This window comes from Sphingomonas ginsenosidimutans (assembly GCF_002374835.1).
In the GTDB taxonomy this organism is placed as follows: Bacteria; Pseudomonadota; Alphaproteobacteria; order Sphingomonadales; family Sphingomonadaceae; genus Sphingomonas; species Sphingomonas ginsenosidimutans.
Window position 1 is genome coordinate 1042417 of sequence record NZ_NWVD01000001.1, and the last position, 17468, is coordinate 1059884.

Here is a 17468-nt window from a genome sequence, read left to right on the forward strand (position 1 = left end):
GTGCCGAAACGCTAAAGGCACCGGCATGAGCCGCATCCTGGGTTTCGATTTCGGCACCACCAATTCGGTGGTCGCGACCGCCACGCCCGATGGCGGTGCGGAACTGCTGGTGCTCGACGGGCCGGAGCGGGCGGATGCGGTGTTCCGGTCCGCGCTATGTTTCTGGGAAGGCGAGCGCGGCGGGGTGGAGGCGGCGGCGGGGCCGTGGGCGATCGCCGAATATCTCGACTATCCCGAGGGATGCCGGTTCATCCAGTCGTTCAAGACGGTCGCCGCCAGCGCCAGTTTCGACCAGGCGACGGTGTTCGAGCGACGGCTGCGGTTCGAGGAGCTGGGGCAGCGGTTCCTGATGCTGATGGCGGCGCGCGCGAACGGCGCGCTGGCGGCGGGCGCCGACCGGGTGATCGTCGGTCGGCCGGTCGCCTATGCCGGGGCGCGGCCCGACGAGGCGCTGGCGCGGCAACGCTATGACGCGATGTTCGCCGGGCTGGGGCGCGAGACCCATTATGTCTACGAACCGATGGGCGCGGCGTTCAGCTATGCCGCGCGGCTGGAGGCGCCGGCGACGGTGCTGGTCGCCGATTTCGGCGGCGGGACCAGCGACTTTTCGGTGGTGCGGATCGCGGAGCCCGGCGCGGCGCGCCGGTGCGCGCCGCTGGCGCACGCCGGCGTGGGAATCGCGGGCGACCGGTTCGACCAGCGGATCGTCGAGCATCTGGTGCTGCCGCTGCTGGGCAAGGGCGGGCAATATCGGTCGTTCGACAAGGTGCTGGACATTCCCGGCGGCTGGTTCGCTGATTTCGCCGACTGGTCGCGGCTGGCGCTGATGCGCAACCGGCGGACGCTGGCGGAACTGGAGAAGCTGCGCCGCGCCGCGATCGACCCGGAGGCGATCGGGCGGATGATCGCGGTGATCGAGGGCGAGATGGGCTATCGCCTGTACCATGCGGTCGGCGAGCTGAAGCGCGCGCTGTCGGCGGGCGAGGAAGCGGTGTTCCGCTTCGAGGGCGGCGACCTGTCGATCGCCGCGCCGGTGACGCGCGCGGCGTTCGAGGAATGGATCGCCCCCGACATGGTGCAGATCGCCGCCGCGGTCGACCGCGCGCTGGCGGCGGCGGGGCTGGAGGCGGGCGCGATCGACCGGGTGTTCCTGACCGGCGGTACGTCGCTGACGCCGCGCGTACGGCGATTGTTCGACGACCGGTTCGGCGCGGAGCGGATCGCGACCGGCGGGGAACTGACGTCGATCGCGCACGGGCTGGCGATGATCGGCCGCGAGGACGACGTCGCGGCCTGGACCGCCTAGCCCCCGTAGATCGCGCGGGCGTCGTTGCGGAAGGCGGCGCCGCTGTCGGTGCGGCTGTAGAACATGTGCCCGCCCGGATAGACGCGCAGCTGCACGCGTTCGGCGACGCCGAAGCCCGGCATCTGATCGACGATCAGCCGCGAGGCGAAATAGGGGCAGGACAGATCGTCCCAGCCGTGGACGATCATCACGCGCATCTTCGGATCGACCGCGATCGCCTTGCGCAGGTCGGTGACGGGCGCGTCGTCGGGCTTCCCGCGGTCCCACGCGCTGTTCACGGCATAGGACAGCGCATTGTAGCGCGCGTCGGTCTTCCACCCGACCTCCCGCGTGACGAAATCGACCATCGCGCTGGTGGTCGGCGCGATCAGCGCGTCGAGGATCGGATCGTTCGATCGCTGCTGCGATGACCAGGGAAAGGGATCGAAGGCGGTGACGTTCGAATCGTAGACGCTGCCGATCGTCCCGTCGGCGCGATGCACCTCGCGCAGGAACGTGCCGGTGTCGACGCGCCCGCCCATCCGCTGCACCAGCGCCGGGTCGAGCCCGGTCACCTGCGTCACCAGCCGGGCGGTCGCCTGCGGATCGGAACGCCCGCGCAGCAGGTCGCGCGCGAAATCGCCGCGGGTGTAGGCCTCCACCTGCGCCATCGCCTCCGGGGTCAGCGCGTGGCGGCGTTCAAGGTTGGCGGCCGCCATCGACGGCAGCGCGACCATCCACGGCAGCGGCGACAGCGCGGTCGCATCATCCCCCGACGCGGGATCGAGATAGGGGGAGACCAGCACCATGCCGTTCACCCCGACGCCGATCTGCGATTGCAGTTCATAGGCGATGCGCGGCACGCGATAGCCACCATAGCTTTCGCCCATCAGATATTTGGGCGAGCGCAGCCGCCCTTCCTTCACAAGCCAGTCGTAGACGACCTTGGACAGGTACTTCACGTCCTGGTCGTTGCCGTAGAACGCCTTCTTCGTGGCGTCGGCATCGACCAGGCTGCGGCTGAACCCGGTGCCGATCGGGTCGATGAAGACCAGGTCGGTGAAGTCGAGCCAGCTGTTGGGATTGTCGGTGGCGACCGGCGCGTCGGACGGGGCATCGCCCTGCGCGCCGAACTGCACGCGCTTCGGTCCGACCGCCCCCATGTTGAGATAGACCGACGCCGCGCCCGGCCCGCCGTTGAACGCGAAGGTGACCGGGCGGCGGACGTCGCCGCCGGGGACGGCATAAGCGGTGTAGACGACCTGCCCGATCTCCTTCCCCTTGTCGTCGCGCACCGCCAGCGTGCCGACGGTGGCGCGATAGCCGATCGTGCGCCCGCCGATGCGCAGGCTCTGCGCGACCGACCGGTCGGCCGGCAGCGGGGGCAGGGTGGTGGCGTCGTCGCCCTTCTTCTCGGCCGAAGCGGGCGGCTTGGCGTCGCCCTCGGCGAGCGCGGGGGTGGTCGTCAGCAGCAGGGCGGCAAGAAGGGCGGGGAGATGGCGCGGCACATCGTTCTCGGCGACGGAGGGTAAGGGATCGTGACCTTACCGAAGCGCGGCGCGGACGCAATGTGCGGTGCGGTGGCCCTTTTCCCGCGTGCGGAATAGCGCTTATGGGCGGGGCCATGATCCTGGGGGCACAACAGCGCGATCTGGCGGAGCTGGCCGCGCGCGGACGGTTGCGGCGGCTGGCACCGCGGCGGGGCACCGACTTTTCGTCGAACGACTATCTGGCGCTGGCGGGCGCGCCGCGGATCGCCGCGGCGCTGCATGCCGCGCTGGATCGCGGCGTGAGCATCGGTTCGGGGGGATCGCGGCTGCTGCGCGGCAACGACCCCGAGCATGAGGCGCTGGAGGACGCGGCGGCGCGCTTCTTCGCGGTGGAAGCGGCGCTGTTCTTCTCCAGCGGCTATGCCGCCAACCATGCGCTGCTGGCGACATTGCCGCAGCGCGGCGACCTGATCGTCCATGACGCATTGGTCCATGCCAGCGCGCATGACGGGATGCGGCTGAGCCGTGCCGCGTCAGTCGCGGCGGCGCATAACGATGCGGACGCCTTCGACGATGCCATCGCTGCGTGGCGCGCCGGTGGCGGCGCGGGGACGGCGTGGATCGCGGTCGAGAGCCTGTACAGCATGGACGGAGACCGCGCGCCGCTGGCCGCGCTGGCCGAGGTGGCGGCGCGGCATGACGCGATGCTGCTAATCGACGAGGCGCATGCCACGGGCGTGTGGGGCGCCGACGGGCGCGGGCTGGCGGCGGCGCTGGACGGGCGTGAGGATGTCGTCACGCTCAAGACCTTCGGCAAGGCGCTGGGCTGCGAGGGGGCGGTGGTGTGCGGCGCGACGGTGGTGCGCGACATGCTGGTGGCACGCGCGCGGCCGTTCATCTTTTCCACGGCGCCGTCGCCGCTGATGGCGGTGGCCGCGCGCGAGGCGCTGGCGGCGATCACCGACGAGCCGGAGCGGCGCACGCGGCTCCACGCGCTGATCGACCATGCCCAGACGCGGCTGGCAACGCTGGGCGCGACCGCCAGCGGATCGCAGATCGTGCCGCTGGTGATCGGCGACGATGCGGAGACGATGCGCGTCGCCGCCGCGGTGCAGGCGGCCGGGTTCGACGTGCGCGGCATCCGCCCGCCGACTGTCCCCAGCGGCACGTCCCGGCTGCGCATCGCGCTGACGCTGCATGTCGATGCCGATGCGGTCGATGCGCTGGCACGGGTTCTCGAAGGGGTGTTGCGATGATCGTGGTGACGGGCACCGACACGGGGATCGGCAAGACGGTGTTCGCCGCCGCGCTGACCGTTGCGCTGGGGGCGCATTACTGGAAGCCGGTGCAGGCCGGGCTGGAGGACGGCAGCGATGCCGCCACCGTCGCCGCGCTGGGCGTGCCGGTGGCGAAGGTGCTGCCGGAGGCGTATCGGCTGGTCACCCCCTGGTCCCCGCATCGCGCGGCGGAGATCGACGGCGTGACGATCGACCCCGACCGGCTGGCACCCCCCGCGGTCGACGGGCCGCTGGTGGTGGAGGGGGCGGGCGGTGCGCTGGTGCCGGTGACGCGCGAGCTGCTGTACGCCGACGTGTTCGCGGGCTGGGGCGCGCCGGTGGTGCTGGTGGCGCGCACCACGCTGGGCACGATCAACCACAGCCTGTTGTCGATCGAGGCGCTGCGCGCGCGCGGCGTGCCGCTGCTGGGCGTCGCCTTCGTCGGCGATGCGGTGGAGGACAGCGAGGCGACGATCGCGGCGATCGGCGGCGTGAAGCGGTTGGGACGGCTGCCGATGCTGGCGTCGCTGACGCCCGACGCACTGGCGGCGGCGTTCGCGGAGCATTTCGACGTGGCGGATTTCCGGTGAGCGCCTCGCCTGTCTGGCACCCGTTCACGCAGCATGGCCTGCGCGAGCCGATCCCGATCGTGACTCGCGCGGAGGGCGCGGCGCTGTTCACCGCCGACGGGCGGCGGGTGATCGACGCGATTTCATCCTGGTGGGTGACGACCCACGGCCATGGCCATCCGCGGATCGTCGCGGCGATCCGCGAACAGGCCGAGCGGCTGGACCAGATCATCTTCGCCGGGTGGACGCACGAACCGGCCGAGACGGTCGCCCGCGGGCTGCGCGCGATCATGCCCGATGCGCTGACGCGGGTATTCTTTTCCGATTCGGGATCGACCAGCGTCGAGGTCGCGCTGAAGATGGCGCTGGGATTCTGGGCGGCGCGCGAGGCGCCGCGCGACCGCATCCTGGTGCTGGAGCACAGCTATCACGGCGACACGATCGGCGCGATGTCGGTGGGGGAGCGGGGCGTGTTCAACCGCCCCTATGCCCCGTTGCTGTTCGACGTCGGCACCATCCCCTTCCCGCATCCGGGGCGCGAGCAGGCGACGATCGACGCGCTGGAGGCGGCGTGCCGCGCCGGGGCGGCGGCGTTCATCGTCGAGCCGCTGGTGCTGGGGGCGGGGGGAATGCTGTTCTACCCGCCGGCGGTGCTGCGGCAGATGCGTGACGTCTGCGCCGCGCAGGGCGTGCTGTTCATCGCTGACGAGGTGATGACCGGATGGGGACGCACGGGCACGTTGCTGGCATGCGAGCAGGCCGGGGTGGTCCCCGATATCCTGTGCCTGTCGAAGGGGCTGACCGGGGGCGCGGTGCCGCTGGCGGTGACGATGGCGACCGAGGCGATCTTCGACGCGCACTGGTCGACTGACCGGGCGCGGATGTTTTTTCATTCCAGCAGCTATACCGCCAACCCGATCGCCTGCGCCGCCGCCGCCGCGAACCTGGCGATCTGGCGCGAGGAGCCGGTGCGCGAGCGGATCGCGACGCTGGCGTCGCGCCAGGCGGCGCGGATCGCGGCGCTGGCCGATCACCCGCGGATCACCGGCGCTCGGCAGTGCGGGACGATCGCGGCGGTGGAGATCGGCGCGGGCGAGGGATATCTGTCGGCTCTGGGGCCGGCGTTGCTGCGGTTCTTCCGCGAGCGCGACCTGTTGCTGCGCCCGCTGGGCAATACCGTCTATGTCATGCCGCCCTATTGCATCGGGGAGGACGACCTGGACGGGCTGTACGCCGCGATCCGCGCGGCGGCGGACACGCTGCCCGCCGGCTGAACGGCGGATAACCGCGCCATTCAGCATCGGATCACGGCGACTCGATCATATCGTCCTCCACACTGGCGACGTGCCGGTGGACGAATCGAGTAGGGAGCGTTCGTGATGTGGAAGAAGCTGACCCTCGGGATGACGGCGCTGGCGATGGGCACGGCGGCGATGGTGCCGGCCGCGGCGCAGGCGCAGCGTTACGGCGACGGCTATGGGTACGGCCGCGATTATTACGACGACGGCTATGGCCAGCACGACCGCGCCTATGACCGCGCCTATCGCGACGGCTGGAACCGCGCGCCGCGCTATTACGAGACGCGCGGCGACTATCGGAACCGCTATCGCTACAACCGCGCCTGCCAGAGCGGGACGACGGGGACGATCGTCGGCGCGATCGCCGGCGGCCTGCTGGGCCGCGCGATCGACACGCGCGGCGACCGGACGCTGGGCACCGTGCTGGGCGCGGGCGCGGGTGCGCTGGCCGGTAATGCGGTGGAACGGGCGGACAATCCGCGCTTCTGCCAGCGGTAATATGCGCCGTGTCATCGGGTTGTAAGGAATGGCGGCTGACGCGCCGCCGTTCATCAGCCTAAGGACGCGGCCAGTCGCTTCACGCTTGGAAACAGGCGGAAAGATGGCTTTCTCCGGGGTCCGGTCGGCGTCCTGCCGATCGGGCCTTTTGCGTGTCAGCGGCTCCGCCGGCGGTGCGCGACCATGCGATCGTGAAGCGAGGTGATCGCGCGGCTGCCGGTGGACACGAACAGTCCGGGGATCAGCGCGTGGACCAGGCAGGCGAGACCGGCCAGGATCATCGTCACCCCGAATCCGCCCGCGACCACCAGATGTTCGCCATAGCTTTCCTCGACGCTGTGCGGATGGTCGGTGAACAGGCGGGCGAACATGGCAGGCTCCGGTCGTCGGTGGCGATGCCGCGATGATAGGGGCGGGGCGCGCGAACCATCTTCCTATTTTTACCGCCACCGGCGATGAAGGGAGAAGATGATTCCTGAAAGGTGGGGCAATGGAGAACGATGTCATCGATTCGACCGATCGGCGTATATTGGCCATTCTCCAGGAGGACGCTACGGTGCCGATCGCCGAGATCGCCGAGCGGGTCGGCCTGTCGCAGACGCCGTGCTGGAAGCGCATCAAGCGACTGGAACGCGACGGACTGATCGTGCGGCGCGTCGCGCTGCTGGATCGCGACCGGCTGGGGCTGGGCGTGACGGTGATGGTGGCGGTGCGGACAGCGCAGCATGACGACCAGTGGTTGCAAAGCTTCGCCGAGGGCGTCTCGCGCATCCCGGAGGTGGTCGAATTCTACCGCATGAGCGGCGACGTCGACTATCTGCTGAAGATCGTCGCGCGCGACATTCCCGATTACGATCGCATTTATCGCAAGCTGACGAAGGTCGCGCCGCTGCACGACGTCAGTTCCTCGTTCGCGATGCAGGAGATCAAATCGACCACCGCGCTGCCACTGTAGCGGCGGTGTTTCGCCACTTTCCGTTTCCTATCAGCCCTGTATAGCGAACGTGGGAACGTTCCCACTTGCGCTGCTCCGGAATGTGTGACGAATTCGTCACGCTTGACAGAATCCGTCGTTCGAATGATTAAATCAAATTGATTGCAGAACAGCGAGGGCGATAGGGCGTCCCGCAGGTTGAAAACAGGGGAGGATGACATGCGTTACGGTTCGAAGCCGTTGGTTCGCGCGATGCTGATGGGCGCTGCCTCGACGATGGCGATGGGTCTGGTCGCGCTGCCGGGTGCCGCGCTGGCGCAGACGCCGGTCGGCAACACGCCCGACGTGAACGCCACGCCGCAGGACGCGACCGCCGCGCCCAGCCAGTCCGCCGATGCGGAGGGGGAAATCGTCATCACCGGCATCCGCGCGTCGCAGGCGCGCGCGATCGAGGTGAAGCGCAACGCCGACAGCGTGGTCGAGGCGATCAGCGCGCAGGACATCGGCAAGCTGCCCGACGTCACCATCTCCGATTCGCTCCAGCGTATCCCGGGCGTGCAGATCCGCCGTGACGCGGGCGAGGGCGCCGCGGTCAACATCCGCGGCCTGCCGCAGGTGACGACGCTGCTGAACGGCGAACAGTTCCTGGGCGCCAACTCGGTCACCTCGGTGCAGCCGAACTTCACCGACATTCCGTCGCAGCTGTTCTCCGGCGCGACGGTGTTCAAGTCGCCGACCGCCTCGCTCCAGCAGGCGGGCCTGTCGGGCACCGTCGACCTGCTGACGCGCCGTCCGTTCGACCTGAAGCGCGGGCTGACGATGTCGGCCGCGGTCGAGGGCCAGTATGGCGACAAGACCAAGGACTGGAACCCGTCTGCCAACGGCCTGATCGCCTATCACGGCGAGCGGATCGGCTTCCTGGCGTCGGCCGCGTACAGCGACCTGACGCTGGCCAACAGCTTCCGCGGGCTGCAGGATTATGGCGTCGCGCTGAACAACGAAGGCGGCAGCGCCACCAATCCGGGTGCGTTTGCGGTCGGCAACAACGGCGTCAGCCGCGGTGCGCCGGTCCGCAACAGCGCGGGCACGATCATCGGCTACGACGTCAACGGCGACGGAGATGCGAACGATTCGTTCATCACCCCGCAGTCGCACACCGCCTGGAACCGCATCACCAGCCGCCAGCGGTTCGGCGCCAACGCCTCGCTGCAGATCGAGCTGAACGACGCGCTGCGGCTGACCGCGGACGGCTTCTACACCCGCCAGACGCAGTACGACCGCACCGCCGGCTTCCAGTTCCAGAACGTCGACTGGCTGTCCTCGCCGTTCCTGCCGACCAAGTCGCGCGATACCGGCGCGATCGACAGCAACGGCTATCACATCAACACCGTCCAGCAGTACACCTACAGCCTGCCGAGCTTCGACAGCTATTCGGAGACGTTCCGCACCAAGAGCGAGTCGCAGAACTACAACCTGCAGCTCGACTGGAAGCCCAGCGACACGTTCAAGGCGACCGTTCGCGGCATCTATGGCAAGGCCAAGCGCAACCGGGACCAGGCCTATACCCAGTTCAGCCTGACCAACGGGCGGCAGTGGGCGTATAACGGCGTCGGCAATTATCCGGCATCGATCGGCGGCGACCGCACGTTCAACCCGACCGGCTACCAAATCTACAGCCAGACCGCGACGATCGACTATTCGAGCGGCGCGCCGGCGTTCGGCTTCTCGCCCGCGTTCCTGGCGCAGGCGGCCGACGTGTCGCGCTATGGCCTGAAGACGATCTCGTCGGAGGGCAACCAGTATCAGAACGGCGATATCTGGGCGCTGCGCGGCGATGCCGAATGGCAGGCCAACGATCAGGTCCGCCTGAACTTCGGCGGGCGTTACAGCGAGCGTAGCGTCGACCAGTTCACGTTCGACCGCGTTTCGCCCTTCTACGCCGGCAATCGCGACAATGCCGCCAACCCGGCGGCGGGCTGCCTGGTCAAGTGGAAGGCGTTCGACGTCAACCTGAACGACGGCAAGTGCGCGGTGCTGGATGCGCAGGGCAATGCCTATACCGCCGGCCTGACGCGGCAGGGCAACGACCAGATCTTCGCCGGGCTGATGAAGCAATACGGCCTGCCGGCCGCCGGCTCGCCGGCGCTGTGGGCGCTCGATCCCAAGGCGATGGACGACAGCGAGGCGTGGCAGAACAAATTCTACCCGGGCAGCCAGAACCTGGTGAACCCGGCCGATTCGTTCACCGTCAACGTCCGCCAGATCTCCGGCTACGGCCAGGTTTCAGGTGAGGGCGAGCTGCTGGGCATGGCATTCCGCGCCAACGGCGGCCTGCAGGTGGTCAACACCCGCCTGAACGTGCGCCAGAACATCGTCGGCGCGCCGCAGCCGTACGGCGTGTCGGGTGTCGACGCCGGCGACGTGGTGACCAAGCGTCAGTTCACCGACTTCCTGCCGTCGATCAACATCGCCTTCGACGTCACCGACAAGTTGCGCGCCCGCGCCGCCTTCTCGAAGACGATGACGGTGCTCGACTTCCTGCAGTGGGGCGGTGGCCTGAACGTCAACTACGCCATCAACACGCAGGTGAACCCGGCGCGGTTCGAGGCGCGGACCGCGGATTCGCGCGGCAATCCGAACCTGAACCCGTGGCGGTCGACCAACGCGGAAGCCAGCCTGGAATATTACACCGGGCGGTCGAGCCTGGTGGCGATCGGCGCCTTCTATCTGGCGGTGGACAGCTTCATCACCAACAGCACCGAGTTGCGCAACGACATCCCCGACAATGACGGCGTGATTCGCCGCCCGGTGGTGACCAACACGCTGGCGCAGGGCGAAGGCGGCACGCTGAAGGGAATCGAGGCGTCGGCGCGCCAGTCGCTGCGCGACTATGGCGTCAACGGCTTCCTCGGCGGGTTCGGTGTCGACGCCAACTACACGCTGTCGCTGGGCGATGCCGGCGGCGTCGATCTGGCCGGCAACAAGATGCCGTTCCAGGACAATTCGAAGCACCAGGTGAACGCCGCGCTGTGGTACGAACAATATGGGTTCCAGGCGCGCGTCGCGTACAACTATCGTTCGAAGCGGCTGGTGTCGTCCAACTATGGCGGCATTTCCGGGCTGGCGCAGTATCAGCAGCCGACCAACTATCTGGATGCGTCGCTTTCCTATGACGTGACGCCCAACTTCACGATCTACGGCCAGGCGTCCAACCTGACCGCGGAGACGGAGCGTTACTATCTGACGTGGCCGGACCAGGTGTTCAACGAGAACATCTACGAGCGCCGCTTCATCGCGGGCGTGCGCGCCAAGTTCTGATCGAGTCGGTCCCCCGACCCCGACTGGCCGCCGCATATGCCACGTGCATGTGCGGCGGCTTTTTCGTGTGGCGGGCAGGCGGATCGGCGTAGACAGGCGCAACGGATAGGCGGGACATGACGGGGGAGGCGGCGATGGACGGGCCGGTGCGGTCGATCGTGATCGTGGGCGGGGGCACCGCGGGGTGGATGGCGGCGACCTATCTGGCGCGGCGGCTGGGGCATCTGCGCCCGGACATCACCGTCATCGAAAGCGCCGCAATCGGGACGGTCGGCGTGGGCGAGGCGACCGTGCCCGCGATCCGCGACTTCCTGGCGGCGATCGAACTGGGCGAGCCGGAGGTGCTGCGCGAGACCGGCGGCACGATCAAATACGGCATCCGCTTCGACGGATGGAAGCGGGAAGGGCATCGCTTCTTCCACCCGTTCGGCCTGTACGGCGTCGCCGCGCGCGGGGTCGCGTTCCACCATTACTGGCTGAAGATGCGCGCGGCGGGGGATGCGACGCCGCTGTCCGATTATTGCCTGGCGACGCAACTGGCGGAGCGGGGGCTGTTCCTGCCGCCGTCCGACCGCCCGGCAAACGATTTGGGCGTGTTCAACTTTGCGGTGCATTTCGATGCGTCGAAGTTCGCTGCGCTGCTGCGGCGGCTGGCGGTGGCCAACAACGTGCGCCACATCGACGCGCGGATCGACGCGGTCGAGCGCGACGGCGACGACGGGCGCGTCGCGGCGGTGACGCTGGACGATGGGCGGCGTGTGGCGGGCGACCTGTGGATCGACTGTTCGGGGTTCCGCAGCCTGTTGCTGGGCGAGGCGCTGGGCGTTCCCTATGTCGACTGGCGACACTGGCTGCCGTGCGACCGCGCGATCGCGATTCCGTGCGCCGCGGCGGACGGGCCGACGACGCCGTTCACGGTCGCGACCGCGCGAGCGGCCGGGTGGCAATGGCGCATCCCGCTGCGCCACCGCGTGGGCAACGGCTATGTCTATTGCTCCGATCATGTCGACGACGACGCGGCCGAGCGCGCATTGCTTGCCTCGCTGGAGGGCGAGCCGCTGGCGGCGCCCAACCGGTTGCGCTTCACCACCGGGCATCGCGCGCGTTTCTGGGAGAAGAATGTCGTTGCGCTGGGGCTGGCGTCGGGTTTCCTCGAACCGCTGGAATCGACCAGCATCTCGCTGATCCAGTCGGGGCTGGAGCGATTCGTCGCGCTGTTCCCCGACAAGGATGTCGATCCGCGGCTGGCGGCAACGTACAATCGGCAATCGGTGCTGGAGTTCGAGCGGCTGCGCGATTTCCTGCTGCTGCATTACTGGTCGAACCGCCGCGTCGGCGAGCCGTTCTGGGACCGGATGCGCGCGCTTGCGCCAACCGAGGGATTGCAGATCAAGCTCGACGCATGGCGGGCAGGGGGAGAGTTTGTGCGCAACGAATGGGATACGTTCCAGGACCCGAGCTGGCTGAGCATGTACGCCGGGTTCGACGATCTGCCCGCGCGGCATTCGCCGCTGGCCGATCAGGTGAGCGAGCGCGATCTGGCCGACAGCCTGTCGCGGATGCGCGCGGCGATCGCGGGGACGCTGGGTCATGCCGAGCCGCATGATGCGTTCCTGGCGCGGACGGTCGGCGCATGAGCCGCGCGACGCACACGCGCGCCGTCGTGGCGATGAGCCTCGGCGGATTGCTGTTCGGGTTCGACACCGCGGTGATCTCCGGTGTGACCGACGCGCTGCGCCACGAATATGCGCTGTCGTCGGCAGGGCTGGGCGCGGCGGTGTCCGCCGCCTTGTGGGGGACGCTGGCGGGGGCGCTGTTCAGCGGGCCACCGGGCGACCGCTGGGGCAGTCTGGCGGTGCTGCGCGTCGTCGGGCTGTTGTATGTCATATCGGCGGTGGGGTGCGCGGTGGCGACGTCGCTGCCGGCGTTCGTCGCGTTCCGCGTGCTGGGCGGGCTGGCGATCGGCGCGTCGTCGGTGCTGGTGCCGGTCTATATCGCGGAGATCAGCCCGCCGCAGCGCCGCGGGCTGCTGGTCGGTCTGTTCCAGTTTAACATCGTCGCCGGCATCCTGGTGGCGTACCTCAGCAATTACCTGGTGGCGCAGGCGGTGCCCGCGGATATCGCGTGGCGGTGGAAACTGGGCGTGGCCGCGGTGCCGGCGGGGCTGTTCCTGCTGCTGCTGACCGGGTTGCCGCAAAGCCCGCGCTGGCTGACCGCGCGCGGACGCGACGTCGAGGCGCAGGCGGCGGCGGCGCGACTGGGGCTGGCGGCGGTGCCGGTGGTGGAAAGCGGCGGGACCGGGCGGCTCGACTGGCGCATCCACCGGATGCCGATCCTGCTGGCGATCGCGATCGGGCTGTTCAACCAGCTGTCGGGGATCAATGCGATCCTCTATTATTTGAACGATATCTTCGCCGCCGCCGGCTTCCACGGCGTGTCGGGCGACATGCAGGCGATCGCGATCGGTGCGGCCAATCTGGTCGCAACGGTCACGGGCATGGCGATCATCGACCGCGTGGGGCGCAAGCCCCTGCTGATCGGCGGCGGCATGGTGACCGCGCTGGCGCTCGCCGGGGTCGCATTGGTCTATGCCGGGGCCGCACCGGCGGCGTGGCTGCTGCCGTTGCTGATCCTGTTCATCGTCGCCTTCGCGATGTCGCAGGGGGCGGTGATCTGGGTGTACCTCAGCGAGATCTTCCCCACCGATGTTCGGGCGCGTGGGCAATCGATCGGCAGCGCGACGCACTGGGTCGCCAACGCGGTGCTGTCGTTCGCCTTCCCGCTGGTGGCGGACTGGGACCGGGCGCTGCCGTTCTGGTTCTTCGCCGCGGCGATGCTGGCGCAGGCGGCGCTGGTGTGGCGGCTGTTCCCCGAAACCCGCGGGCGCGATCTGGAGGCGATCAGCGCCGATCTGGCGCGGTGACGCCGTGCCGGGCCGTCCAGGCTATTGCCGGGGCGGCCCGTCGGCCGTTCACTTCGCGCAGGCGACCGTCTGGTCGGCGACCATGCCGAGCGCGACGCGCGACAGGCTGATCGTGCCCGTACCGCCGAGCGTCAGGACGAACGGCGCATTGACCTTCGCCAGATCGGCGCCGGCGCCCGCGAAGCATTTGAGCGGCACTGCCAGCGTCTTCCACTGACCCAGCGGCAGCGCGGCCAGCTGCGGCAGCGGCAGCGTGGCGAGGCGATCGCCGGTGCGCATCCCGATCGTCGCGGTGCCCGCCAGCGCGGTATCGCGGCGCACCGTCGTCACCAGCAGGACATCGCCGTTCGACTGGCGGGTAATGTCGAGCGGCGCCTGCGGCTCGACCGCAATCGTCGCGCCGCGGCCGGTGACCGTGAAGCGGCGCGCGCCTTCCTGCACGACATGGTCGGTGGCCGACACGGTGACCGCGCCCCCCGCCGCGCGCGCGGGCAGGGTGGTGATGCGCGCGGGCGACGTGCCGTCGGCGTCGGCGACGGTCAGCGATCCGCCGGTCCCGGGTGCGCCGCGGTCGAGGTACACGCCCTCCGTCGCGGTGTCCGCGACCCCGGCATTTTCGGGCAGCGTCTTCCACGCCGCCGCGCCCGTCAGGCCGTAGCCGAACGGGAACAGCGTGGGCGCGCCCGGCGCGGCGCTGACCGGCCAGGCGGTGGGCAGCGTGCCGGTGAAGCCGCGCGGCGCCTTGCCGTCGCGCCCGGCGACCAGCACGTCGGCGATCCCGCCGCCTTCCGACCCCGGCAGCCATGCGACGACGAAGGCATCGGCGAGGTTGAGCGCCGGGTTCACGTACAGCGGCCGCCCGGTGATCATCAGCGCGACGACCGGCACGCCCTTCGCCTTCAGCGCGCGCATCGTGTCCCACGGGCGGCGCAGCTCGGGGGCGAGTTGCAGCGCCTTCACGTCGCCCTGGAATTCGGCATAGGGCGTCTCGCCGAACACGACGATCGCGACGTCGGGCTTCGCGGTGAAGCTGCCTTCCGGCGACAGGGTGGCGGTGCCGCCCGCCGCGGTGACCGCGTCGTTCAGCCCCTTCCAGATCGAGGTTGCGCCGGGGAAGCGCGCATTGTCGAGGCCGGTGCCCTGCCACGTCAGCGTCCAGCCGCCGGACTGGCGCGCTATATCGTCGGCGCCGTCGCCGGCCACCAACACCTTGGCACCGGGACGGATCGGCAGGACGCTCCCCTGTTGCTTGAGCAGCACCAGCGACTTGGCCACCGCCTCGCGCGCGATCGCGCGGTGCGCGGGGCTGCCGAGCAGGTCGAACTGCCCCGACAGCGGGCGCGACGATGGGCGCCCCGCCTCGAACAGGCCCATCCGCGCCTTCACCCGCAAGATGCGCGACACCGCATCGTCGAGCCGCGCCATCGGCACCTGCCCCGATGTCACCTGCGACAGGAGCGAGGCGTAGAGCGGCTTCCAGCTGTCCGGCGCCATATACAGGTCGATCCCGGCGAGCAGCGCGGTCGGGCAGCTGGCATTGGTGCAGCCCGCGACCTGGCCGTGCGCGTTCCAGTCCGACACGACCAGCCCGCCGAAGTTCATCCGGTTCTTGAGCACATCGGTCAGCAGCCCCTTGTGCCCGGTCAGCTTGCGCCCGTTCCAGCTGGAAAAGCTGGCCATCACCGTTTCGACGCCATTCTCGATCGCGGGAACGTAGGGGGCGCCATGAATGCGGCGCAGCGTTGCCTCGTCGATCTGCGCATCGCCCTGGTCGACGCCGTTCTTCGTCCCGCCATCGGCCAGGAAATGCTTGGTGCTCGCGATGACGTGCGGCCCCTTCAGCACCGCTTCCTTGCCCGGTTCGCCCTGCAACCCGCGGATCATCGCACCGACATAGGAGGCGACCAGCGCGGGATCGGACGAATAGCCTTCATAGGCGCGGCCCCAGCGATAGTCCTGCGGCACCGTGACGGTGGGCGCGAAGGTCCATTCCATGCCGGTCGCGCGGATTTCCTGCGCGGTCGCTGCGCCGATGCGCTGGATCAGCGCGGGATCGCGCATCGCGCCCAGACCGATATTGTGCGGAAACAGCGTGGCGCCGACGATGTTCGAATGGCCATGGACCGCATCGGTCCCCCAGATCATCGGCACCCCCACGCCGCCGTTCGACCGATCGACCGAGGCGTCGTAGAAGGCATCCGCCAGCTTCAGCCATTCCGGCGCTGGGGCGAACTCGTCGTTGTTGGGCGCCGAATTGCCGCCGTTGAGGATCGAGCCGAAATGATAGCGGCGCATATCGGCGGGGGTGACGTGCGCGATGTCGGGCTGGATCACCTGCGCGACCTTTTCCTCCACCGTCATCCGCTTCAGGATGTCGGCGACGCGCTGTTCGATCGCGGGATCGCGCGGATAGGGCCAGCGCGGCGAGGGCCAGTCGGCGGGGTGGACGGTGTCGCTGCCCAACGTATCGGGCGTCCGCGTATCCGCGGCGCGGTCCTGCGCCGCGACCGGCATCGTCGTCGCGGTGAGCGCGATCGCCCCCGCCAGCAGCCAGCCCGTCGATCGCATCCCATTCTCCCGTCGCAAATTCAGTCGTTTCGGGAAAATCGTAAAACGATTGATATATTCTGTCCATGCCGTACATTGCGTTGGAATGGAGAGCGGGGGCGACACACCTAGCTACCGGCCGCGGTTGGCGGGTGCCAACATCGAGCATGCCGGTCAGCATAACCAGCGCGTGGTGCTGCATGCCATCCGCGTGGCGGGGGCGGCGACGCGCGCCGATATCGCGCAGGTCACCGGGCTGACCCCGGCGACGGTATCGAACATCACCAACCGATTGCTGGAGGACGGGCTGCTCCAGCCCGCCGGGCAGCGGCGCGGCGGGCGTGGGCAGCCGGCGATGCGGCTGGTTGTCAGTCCGGGCGGCGCCTTTTCGATCGGCATCAACATCGACCGCGATCACCTGACCATGGTGGCGGTCGATTTCGGCGGCGCGGTGCGCGCGCGGATCAGCCGCGAAATGACGTTCCCAATGCCGGACGACGTCCAGGCATTCTACCGCGGCCATGTCGGCGGGCTGCTGGAGGAGGCGGGGATCGAGGGCGCGGCGGTCAGCGGGATCGGCGTCGCGCTGCCCGACGATCTGGGGGCGGTGAACCTGCCGGGGCGCCCCGCCGATTACGACATATGGAGCCGCACCGACCTGGCCGCGCTGCTGGCCGAGCCGCTGGCGGTGCCGGTCACCGTGGAGAATGACGCCGCCGCCGCCGCGATCGGCGAGATGCAGTTCGGCATGGGGCAGCACCATGCCAGCTTCTTCTACCTGCTGGTCGCGTTCGGGCTGGGCGGGGGCGTGGTGGTCAATTCGCTGTACGATCGCGGTGCGAACGGGCGCAGCGGGGAGATCGGCTTCCTGACCGTGGACGACGGCTATGGCGGGCGCACGCAGTTGCAGAACATCGTGTCGCTGGCCGGGCTGTCTCGCGCGTTCGTGGAGGCGGGCCTGAGCGACGTCAGCGTGCGGCAGCCCGACATGCGCAACGCGCGCGTCGCCGCGGTGGCGCACGAATGGGTCGCGCGCGCGGCGCAGGCGCTGGTCGAGCCGATCATCGCGGTCAGTTGCCTGCTGAACCCGGGCGCGGTGCTGATCGGCGGGCGGCTGCCGATGGCGCTGGTCGACGAACTGGCGCAGCGTACCAACACGCTGGTGCGGCTGGCAGGGCGCCACGCGCCCGCGCTGGCGCCGGTGCAGGCCGCCGCGCTGGCGGAGGATTCGCCCGCGGTGGGCGCGGCGCTGCTGTCGTTCGGGGACCTGTTGCTGCCCGCCGACAGCAAGGCGGAACGGCGCGTGTCGGCGCTGCGCTGACGCCGCCA

Annotated in this window: 13 protein-coding genes; 10 read left to right on the top strand and 3 right to left on the bottom strand. The window is 69.3% G+C overall.

Features of this window, described 5'->3' with window-relative positions:
* Window positions 1–25: 25 nt before the first annotated feature.
* The gene (locus COA17_RS04895) at window positions 26–1306 is read left to right on the top strand and encodes an Hsp70 family protein (RefSeq protein ID WP_096610446.1); all 1281 of its coding nucleotides are present in this window, start codon (window positions 26–28) and stop codon (window positions 1304–1306) included.
* On the opposite strand, the gene COA17_RS04900 is transcribed toward COA17_RS04895, so the two are convergent.
* The gene (locus COA17_RS04900; protein ID WP_096610448.1) at window positions 1303–2793 is read right to left on the bottom strand and encodes a S10 family peptidase; all 1491 of its coding nucleotides are present in this window, start codon (window positions 2791–2793) and stop codon (window positions 1303–1305) included. The two genes, COA17_RS04895 and COA17_RS04900, sit on opposite strands and share 4 nt — an antisense overlap.
* A 116-nt stretch (window positions 2794–2909) precedes the next feature.
* Between COA17_RS04900 and COA17_RS04905 the strand changes: the two genes are divergently transcribed.
* The 4 genes from COA17_RS04905 (at window position 2910) to COA17_RS04920 (ending at window position 6417) form a co-directional block, all read left to right on the top strand.
* Entirely contained in the window at window positions 2910–4031 is a 1122-nt protein-coding gene (locus COA17_RS04905; RefSeq protein ID WP_176484797.1) for an 8-amino-7-oxononanoate synthase, read from the top strand.
* Window positions 4028–4642 carry a dethiobiotin synthase gene (gene bioD / locus COA17_RS19855; RefSeq protein ID WP_096610452.1) on the top strand — a complete coding sequence of 205 codons (615 nt, stop codon included), beginning with the start codon at window positions 4028–4030 and terminating at the stop codon, window positions 4640–4642. The genes COA17_RS04905 and bioD overlap by 4 nt, the downstream gene beginning before the upstream one ends.
* Window positions 4639–5895, top strand: coding sequence for an adenosylmethionine--8-amino-7-oxononanoate transaminase (locus tag COA17_RS04915; RefSeq protein ID WP_096610454.1), 1257 nt, complete (start codon window positions 4639–4641; stop codon window positions 5893–5895). The genes bioD and COA17_RS04915 overlap by 4 nt, the downstream gene beginning before the upstream one ends.
* A 105-nt stretch (window positions 5896–6000) precedes the next feature.
* Window positions 6001–6417, top strand: a complete 417-nt coding sequence (locus tag COA17_RS04920; protein ID WP_096610456.1) for a glycine zipper 2TM domain-containing protein — start codon at window positions 6001–6003, stop codon at window positions 6415–6417.
* Between the two features lie 155 nt (window positions 6418–6572).
* On the opposite strand, the gene COA17_RS04925 is transcribed toward COA17_RS04920, so the two are convergent.
* Window positions 6573–6788: a DUF6356 family protein gene (locus COA17_RS04925; protein WP_096610458.1), complete on the bottom strand. Its 216-nt coding sequence runs from the start codon at window positions 6786–6788 to the stop codon at window positions 6573–6575.
* A gap of 119 nt (window positions 6789–6907) precedes the next feature.
* Between COA17_RS04925 and COA17_RS04930 the strand changes: the two genes are divergently transcribed.
* The 4 genes from COA17_RS04930 to COA17_RS04945 all read left to right on the top strand — a co-directional run bounded on the left by COA17_RS04930 (window position 6908) and on the right by COA17_RS04945 (window position 13592).
* A complete protein-coding gene (locus COA17_RS04930) occupies window positions 6908–7372 on the top strand; it encodes an Lrp/AsnC family transcriptional regulator (RefSeq protein ID WP_096610460.1) in 465 nt (154 codons plus the stop codon).
* Window positions 7373–7570: 198 nt separating this feature from the next.
* A complete protein-coding gene (locus tag COA17_RS04935) occupies window positions 7571–10669 on the top strand; it encodes a TonB-dependent receptor (protein ID WP_245857419.1) in 3099 nt (1032 codons plus the stop codon).
* Window positions 10670–10785: 116 nt separating this feature from the next.
* Complete coding sequence (locus tag COA17_RS04940) at window positions 10786–12306, top strand: tryptophan halogenase family protein (RefSeq protein ID WP_096610462.1); 1521 nt, start codon at window positions 10786–10788, stop codon at window positions 12304–12306.
* A complete protein-coding gene (locus tag COA17_RS04945) occupies window positions 12303–13592 on the top strand; it encodes a sugar porter family MFS transporter (RefSeq protein ID WP_096610464.1) in 1290 nt (429 codons plus the stop codon). Before COA17_RS04940 ends, COA17_RS04945 begins: the two co-directional genes overlap by 4 nt.
* A 48-nt stretch (window positions 13593–13640) precedes the next feature.
* On the opposite strand, the gene COA17_RS04950 is transcribed toward COA17_RS04945, so the two are convergent.
* Window positions 13641–16160, bottom strand: coding sequence for a glycoside hydrolase family 3 protein (locus COA17_RS04950; RefSeq protein ID WP_245857421.1), 2520 nt, complete (start codon window positions 16158–16160; stop codon window positions 13641–13643).
* 85 nt (window positions 16161–16245) lie between these two features.
* Here COA17_RS04950 and COA17_RS04955 point away from each other — a divergent pair, with 85 nt between their 5' ends.
* A complete protein-coding gene (locus COA17_RS04955; RefSeq protein WP_096610466.1) occupies window positions 16246–17460 on the top strand; it encodes an ROK family transcriptional regulator in 1215 nt (404 codons plus the stop codon).
* Window positions 17461–17468: the final 8 nt, after the last annotated feature.

Bases quoted from the DNA above. Each gene is read 5' to 3' on its own strand.
- COA17_RS04895 (WP_096610446.1), top strand. From the start codon at position 26: ATGAGCCGCATCCTGGGTTTCGATTTCGGCACCACCAATTCGGTGGTC.
- COA17_RS04905 (WP_176484797.1), top strand. From the start codon at position 2,910: ATGATCCTGGGGGCACAACAGCGCGATCTGGCGGAGCTGGCCGCGCGC.
- bioD (WP_096610452.1), top strand. From the start codon at position 4,028: ATGATCGTGGTGACGGGCACCGACACGGGGATCGGCAAGACGGTGTTC.
- COA17_RS04920 (WP_096610456.1), top strand. From the start codon at position 6,001: ATGTGGAAGAAGCTGACCCTCGGGATGACGGCGCTGGCGATGGGCACG.
- COA17_RS04925 (WP_096610458.1), bottom strand. From the start codon at position 6,788: ATGTTCGCCCGCCTGTTCACCGACCATCCGCACAGCGTCGAGGAAAGC.
- COA17_RS04930 (WP_096610460.1), top strand. From the start codon at position 6,908: ATGGAGAACGATGTCATCGATTCGACCGATCGGCGTATATTGGCCATT.
- COA17_RS04935 (WP_245857419.1), top strand. From the start codon at position 7,571: ATGCGTTACGGTTCGAAGCCGTTGGTTCGCGCGATGCTGATGGGCGCT.
- COA17_RS04940 (WP_096610462.1), top strand. From the start codon at position 10,786: ATGACGGGGGAGGCGGCGATGGACGGGCCGGTGCGGTCGATCGTGATC.
- COA17_RS04945 (WP_096610464.1), top strand. From the start codon at position 12,303: ATGAGCCGCGCGACGCACACGCGCGCCGTCGTGGCGATGAGCCTCGGC.
- COA17_RS04950 (WP_245857421.1), bottom strand. From the start codon at position 16,160: ATGCGATCGACGGGCTGGCTGCTGGCGGGGGCGATCGCGCTCACCGCG.
- COA17_RS04955 (WP_096610466.1), top strand. From the start codon at position 16,246: ATGGAGAGCGGGGGCGACACACCTAGCTACCGGCCGCGGTTGGCGGGT.